The organism is Mesorhizobium sp. M7D.F.Ca.US.004.03.1.1 (assembly GCF_003998635.1).
Lineage (GTDB): Bacteria > Pseudomonadota > Alphaproteobacteria > Rhizobiales > Rhizobiaceae > Mesorhizobium > Mesorhizobium loti.
Map to the genome: position 1 here is coordinate 1 of NZ_RZQG01001809.1, position 440 is coordinate 440.

1 protein-coding gene is annotated in these 440 nt (G+C 63.6%); it reads left to right on the forward strand.

Annotation, left to right across the window (positions count from 1 at the left end):
- Position 1 precedes the first annotated feature (1 nt).
- Positions 2-440 (forward strand): hypothetical protein (locus tag EN935_RS40155; protein WP_127374458.1); only part of this gene is annotated, 439 nt, incomplete at its 3' end.

Consider the following 440-nt stretch of genomic DNA (forward strand, 5'->3'; position numbering starts at 1 on the left):
GATGTCTAGAGGTCTTTCCCGTTCGATCGTTGTCGGCGCGGCACTCATTGCCGCCGTGGCGCTCGGCGCCTGCCGCGATACCGGCAACGCCGAAGGCAAGCTGTTCGAGATTTCCGGCAAGATATTCGTCTTCAACTACCGCCTCGCCAGGGCGACCTATGTGGTGACGCTGCGGCCGCTGCAGCCGATGGGAGAGGGCCAGGTCGCGATCGCCAGCTTCCAGGATCCCGCCGGTGGCGCGCCTCTGGTGGTCGAGCAAAAGGTGTGGCCAAAGCTCGACAAGGTGACGCTGGAGAGCCCGGCGCTGACCTGCGTCGTCAAGAACAAGCCCTATGCGATTGCCATCAGCATCAAGGATGCCGACGGTGCGGTTCTGCAGAAGATCGACACCACGCTGATGTCGACGGAAGACCAGTCGGTCCTGCCCGACCGGCCACTGG